Here is a 5796-nt window from a genome sequence, read left to right on the forward strand (position 1 = left end):
ATTTCTTGTATTTCATATCTCAAATTTATCTATTTGAAATTTAAAATATCACTCCGAATTTATTGGGGGCTAAAATAGACATGTTGTCCACCTGCTCCAGAACTTTTACTAGCTTTAAAACTTAACTCGCTTATTAATGTTTGTAGATCCATAAATAAATTAGGAGTTTATTCTTCTTTTTATAGGGCTTCTAAAATAGATGATGAGAAATAAATTTCAAAGCAAGAAAACTAGCATTAATAGCTGTTTGTAATAAGCTATTAAAAGGCCTTTGTTATCGCAAAATCAGGATTGATATATGATGATGGATATAGAAGCGTTTTGGTGAGAAATTAATAAGTTTTTACCTGTTTTTTACCACAGTACTTGTTAACTGCTGGCTTATTATTTTTCTAGTAATTGTTCAACTTCTATTAAAAGTTTCGGCAAATGGATTGTTACTATTCCCCAAATTATAGTATTGTCAACACTGTCATAGGCATGAATTACCCAATTTCTAGTATCAACTATTTTTCGTGCATTTTCAATTACTATTTCACGTTCAATTTTTAATATTCGATTAGTAGCTTCTCCAATAATTTCAATTTCACGTTCAACAGCTCTTCTCAGAATCTTATTTTCTTCGTATTTGAAGAAATCTCTTTCACTTCCTAAATATTCATTAATAGATTCTATCGATATTTTTATATCGTAAAGATACTTTTTAACTTCACGCTTCATATATTAATTCTTTAGATTCATTAATACTTTCAATGAAATATGGGTTTTTCAATGATTTCTCAGTAACTAAGTCAATTTTTCGATTAAAGATTTCTTTTAATTTATAGTGAAGAGAGAAGTAATTTTCAGTGTATTGTTCTACAGAAATATCTTCATCAAAAGTTATTAAAAAGTCAATGTCGCTTTCTGGTTTAAATTGATTTGATACAACAGAACCAAAAGCATATAACTTTTTAACTTTTAGTAAACTACAAATATTTCGTAGTTCATTAATTTTATTAGAAAGAAGTTTTTGTATCATAATTATCAGATTTAGATACAAATTTACATTATTTAAATGATTTTCTAATTTTTAATGTTTTTTATTCGATTGAGGTTAATGTGTTTATAGTGAGACGGTTGGTGTTGAGAAACACTTCTATTCTAGAAGATACTTTGTTGACATGTTGTCCACCTGCTCCAGAACTTTTACTAGCTTTAAAACTTAACTCGCTTATTAATGTTTGTAGATCCATAAATAAATTAAAAGAGTTTATTCTTCTTTTTATAGGGCTTCTAAAATAGATGATGAGAAATAAATTTCAAAGCAAGAAAACTAGCATTAATAGCTGTTTGTAATAAGCTATTAAAACAGGCCTTTGCTATCGCAAAATCAGGATTGATATATGATGATGGTTTTAGAAGTATTTTGGTTAGAAATTAATAAGTTTTTACCACAGTACTTGTTAACTGCTGGTTTTTTCTGTATAATTATATTTCCCTAATCTTAGTAAAGCTGAAATTAATAATAACATTTTATTTGGGTGATAATCATTCGTTGTATAAAAACAATGGGCAATGTTATTTCTCAAATTTAACCCGCCATCATTGGAAAACAAATAATTAAAGAAAAGTCTATCATCTTCATTGAAATATTTAATTATAATTTCATTGTCAAAAACATTATGCATATAAATTTCTTGCATACCCTTTTCTTGATAAGTACTAATTGGAATTTTTGCTATTTCACAAAAACTTCTAAAGATACCCTCCATTTTCAAAGTAAAACTATCAATACATAAAATAAAACTTGGTTTGTAATATTTACTAACACACCAAGCTTGTGTTTGAATAAAGAACTCGACTATTGATGGACTTAATTGTTCTATCCAATTTATATGCTGTTCATTACCACCTAAATCATAGCGTATATGTGTTTTTCCAATCCAAGTTTCTTGTTCAAGAAAATTAATAAAATTCTTGAATGTTAAATTACCAGATTCAATACCATGAATTATTGTGTAATGTAATTGAGGAAGAACAGTTGTATGAAGCTGATGTTCATATGCTTTATAAACATTTTTTAATTCTTTATTTTCAACTTTATCTTTAATTATATTTTTGTTTTTGTCAAAACTTATTGTCGTTAAATAATTAAGGAACTTGTTAGATTTTTTAGATGCTTCTAATGTTATTTCATAATCAGGAAAAAAATCTCCAATTGAGATAAATCTGTATACTTTACTAGATTCTAGTTTAAGTAAAATTTCTGCTTTGTTTCTGAGATTTTTATCATGTTTATTAAAAGCTTCTTCAATTTCTTTTGTGTATGGTATTGAAAATGTATTTAGTTTTATTAAAGGTTTTAAATCTGCATATAATTTTTCAGAAGCTTTTCTGTTTGTAATATTATTAGCAAGTTTGAATTCTTCAATTGCTTTTGCATGATAATCTTGTTTAACCCAATATTGTTCTGGGTTAGTAATTGTCTCAGCTAATCTCAAATATGCTAAACCTTTTTCATTATGCCAAATTCTATGATCTTTTCCAAGTTTCTTAGATATTTTTATTGCAGTTGATAAGTATTCATGGCCTAGTGTTAAATCATCTAATTTAGTTTTTGTATTTAATTGTTCTTCGAAAAAAATTAAAGTATTATTAAAATCTATTGCCTTAAATATTTTTCGATATTCTAACATATCAGATAATATTGAATGAATGATATAAAACTCTATATTATCAGTTTCAAACAAAAGGAATTGGGTGAGCTTTTTTAGCTCAGCCATGTCAAATTTAATTTCATTACTAATTGCAACTAAAACCTCAAACAATTGACATATTTGGAATGAATTTTCAGGATTTTCAGTTTCTTTGAAACGGTTATAATATTCTTTTATTGATATTATATAATTTTCAATTGCACCAATAGCATATTTAGTTTGTTTTATTCCACTAGGGCATTTCCATAATAAGTGATTATAACGAGCTTTAAGAAGAGGACTTTTAGATGATGATATTCGTAGTTGTAAATATTTTACTACTTCATTTTTAAACTCATTTAAATCGGGATATTTTGTGATTTCTGATATGTGTTTTCCATGAGAATATATTTGAGAAAATAAAACATCACTTTTTAAGTCAAAAAGGAAACAATCAATTTCCCATTGAGATTTGATTTTTTCAGTTTCAAGCTGAGTTTGATTTCTATAACGAAGCCAAATATCTGTTAATTCAAAATTCCTTTTGAGTTCAAATGAGTTTTCATCGATATAAGTATATAAACTATCGATTGATTTAAATTGATTAGTATCTTTCAAATTTCAATTTTTTCTTCTGAACTTGCAGTTAACGGTTTTGGCTAGGCTTTGTGCGGGAAGAAAATCGCCAAGATTTTCGAACACGGACTAAGCCGAAGCTTTTTGTTTGGTTTTGTTTCTTTGGTTTCACAAAGCCAAATCAACAAGATTTGGCGACTTAGTAAATATACACAAAACTTTGAGAAAGCACAGAACCCGCATTAAGTTTAGCCGGTGTTGCCAATAGTTTTTTTGTTAATTATTGTAACTAGTTGGTTTCAATGTTTCAATTTTTGGAATTTCAGTAATATGTTTGGCTTTTCCATCTATCGACCAAAACTCTAATTCTAATGGTTTTTCTTCATTTCCAAATACAGATATTCCAATTAATTCGTCTTTAGTACTTTTACCTGTAAAATCGATTATTAGATTTTTTTTCTCAATGCTAGTGTCAAATATTATAATCGGACAGTTTCCACATCCGCATCTTGCAACTACTTTCAAATTAGGAATTAATGAGACCCATTCAGGTTTAGAATTTTCAAATAAATATGTAAGAAATTCTATTTCATATTTAGTTAATTCTCTCTTGTGTGAAATACTATACTCCATTTTATCAATTGAATTTTATATTTCAATATTTTGGTATGCGCTTAATATTCTATTTAATTTTGATTGTCTTGGTTTATGAAGTTGGAATTTTTCTAATGATTTTAATTCTTTTTCAATAGACAATAACCTTTCAGATATTTCAGAGAAATTAAATAGATTGGTCTCCAAAAGTTCTTTTAAGTCGACAGAGTTTAATTTAAAATAAAGTAAAATTTGTCTTAAATTTTCTTCTGTTAAAATAAATTTACTTTCATCTCCTTTATAAATCCTTATTAGTTCATAATCAAAAAAGATTTCTTTCGTAGAACTTTTAGTTTTTTTAAAGCTTTTTTTTCCCTTAGCCTTATGTCTTGAAGAAGTAGTTTCTATTAAGTTATTTTTGAGTAGAATATTTTCTAATTCTTCGTTTGCTTGAAATTTTTGCATAATTATTGGCAACGTGTTTGTATATGGTTTGTTGCGTGGTTTAAGCAACCAATTTAGTAAATAATTACCGACCAAGAAAGTCCGCGAGGACTTTCGTAAGTAAGCAATAAGCCAGCAATAAATTATATACGGTGTTGCCCACAGTATTTATTTTTTCAGTTTTAATAATTCAGAATATGGATTTCCATTCAACCCTAATAATTTAGCAAAAGCAGGTTCCGTTTTTATTCCTTTAGATTTTAATTCTTTCACTTTTTGTTTAAATTCAGAACCTTTTTCCTTTAAAATTCTATTTTCAATAATCATATGCTGATAAGCATTTTGCTTTTCGGTTGGAATATTTTGTCCAAAAATCTCAAACAAAAAATTATCCGTTTTAAATTCCGCAATAGTTGAATCAATTCCATTTTGTTTTGTTGAATAAATTTTAAAGTCTTTTTTGTTAGAAAAATTTTCTGATAAATATGTTTTAAATTCAGAGTGATTTTGACATTCACAAATAATATCTAAATCACTTTCTGGTAAATCAATTCCGATTGGAATAGTTCCTGTCAAAATTGGGTTATATTTTTCGAGTTTCTCTAAAATCTCATATTTTTTTATTTCAGAGAAAGCAAGTTTTTGTCTTTCGTTTCCGAATTCTAAATATTCAATATTTCTAAAATTTTCAATCAATTCGGTATTTTTTTATATTGTGGGCAACGGTTTTGGCTAGGATTAGTACGGGGTTGAAAATCGGCCAGATTTTCGAGAACGGACTGAGCCTAAGCTTTTTGTTTGGATTTGTTTCTTTTTAATTTGACTAAGCCAAATCAACAAGATTTGGCGGACTTTGTAAATATACACAAAACTTTGAAGTAGGACAGAAGCCCGTATTAATTTTAGCCGGTGTTACCCTATCGTATTTTATTTACTGGAATTTTTCGGTAAATAGAAATATTAGGAGTGTTGCTGATTTTAATTCTCGATAAGTTTTAATTTATTATTTAAGAGAAAAATCTTTTAAGTTTTTGAAGTTTTAAAATTCAGCGTTGCTACTTTTTTTAGTTTTCAAGGAATAAAAACCTTTCAATAAAAGACTAACTATTTTGAAAGCAAAAATCTTAAAATTCAACGTAGCTACAAATTCATTTTCAGCGTTTTTAAACTTCTTTCTTTTTTTAGAATATACTTTCATTCAAAAGCTTCAAAAATTCAGCACAGCTACTTAAACAATAGATTTAAGAACTATTTATCTTCTAGAAAACTATCGTGAAAAGATTTTAGGAGAAATTACTGAACCAACAAGCCATGGAAATTTTAACACGTATTATTGAAAATATTTCAAAGTTTAGAAATATTGACTTTTAAAGTTTACCCACACTGATTCCCAAACTTTGTTTTTGGAATTTTTTGACTATGTAGGGTAACGGGTTTGTATAAAAATCAGTTTGGGAGAAAAGGGCAGAGCCTTTTCGAGCGTGCTGATTTGACTTGGTTTAAA

At 27.2% G+C, this 5796-nt stretch carries 6 protein-coding genes and 1 pseudogene; 1 reads left to right on the plus strand and 6 read right to left on the minus strand.

All coding sequences use genetic code 11. From position 1 onward, the window contains the following. Positions 1-384: 384 nt before the first annotated feature. Positions 385-720: a DUF86 domain-containing protein gene (locus tag Q4548_RS16355; protein ID WP_303457026.1), complete on the minus strand. Its 336-nt coding sequence runs from the start codon at positions 718-720 to the stop codon at positions 385-387. Beyond that, positions 710-1021, minus strand: coding sequence for a nucleotidyltransferase family protein (locus Q4548_RS16360; protein WP_303457028.1), 312 nt, complete (start codon positions 1019-1021; stop codon positions 710-712). Before Q4548_RS16360 ends, Q4548_RS16355 begins: the two co-directional genes overlap by 11 nt. Before the next feature lie 282 nt (positions 1022-1303). Between Q4548_RS16360 and Q4548_RS16370 the strand changes: the two are divergent. Further along, positions 1304-1423 (plus strand): annotated as a pseudogene (locus Q4548_RS16370) (IS110 family transposase); the annotation flags it as partial. A gap of 22 nt (positions 1424-1445) precedes the next feature. Here Q4548_RS16370 and Q4548_RS16375 read toward each other — a convergent pair. From Q4548_RS16375 to Q4548_RS16390, 4 genes are all read right to left on the minus strand, one after another. Next, positions 1446-3296 (minus strand): DUF4209 domain-containing protein, encoded by a 1851-nt coding sequence (locus Q4548_RS16375; RefSeq protein ID WP_303457032.1) that lies wholly within the window; start codon positions 3294-3296, stop codon positions 1446-1448. Between the two features lie 234 nt (positions 3297-3530). Next, positions 3531-3887 (minus strand): hypothetical protein, encoded by a 357-nt coding sequence (locus Q4548_RS16380; RefSeq protein ID WP_303457034.1) that lies wholly within the window; start codon positions 3885-3887, stop codon positions 3531-3533. Positions 3888-3902: 15 nt separating this feature from the next. Beyond that, positions 3903-4313 (minus strand): hypothetical protein, encoded by a 411-nt coding sequence (locus tag Q4548_RS16385; protein WP_303457037.1) that lies wholly within the window; start codon positions 4311-4313, stop codon positions 3903-3905. A gap of 147 nt (positions 4314-4460) precedes the next feature. Further along, a complete protein-coding gene (locus Q4548_RS16390; RefSeq protein ID WP_336622748.1) occupies positions 4461-4988 on the minus strand; it encodes a DUF4269 domain-containing protein in 528 nt (175 codons plus the stop codon). Positions 4989-5796: the final 808 nt, after the last annotated feature.

The sequence above is a fragment of the Wenyingzhuangia sp. 2_MG-2023 genome (genome assembly GCF_030548295.1).
Taxonomy (GTDB): domain Bacteria; phylum Bacteroidota; class Bacteroidia; order Flavobacteriales; family Flavobacteriaceae; genus Wenyingzhuangia.

Coding starts and splice junctions, on each gene's coding strand:
- Q4548_RS16355 (WP_303457026.1), bottom strand. CDS start 720: ATGAAGCGTGAAGTTAAAAAGTATCTTTACGATATAAAAATATCGATA.
- Q4548_RS16360 (WP_303457028.1), bottom strand. CDS start 1,021: ATGATACAAAAACTTCTTTCTAATAAAATTAATGAACTACGAAATATT.
- Q4548_RS16380 (WP_303457034.1), bottom strand. CDS start 3,887: ATGGAGTATAGTATTTCACACAAGAGAGAATTAACTAAATATGAAATA.
- Q4548_RS16385 (WP_303457037.1), bottom strand. CDS start 4,313: ATGCAAAAATTTCAAGCAAACGAAGAATTAGAAAATATTCTACTCAAA.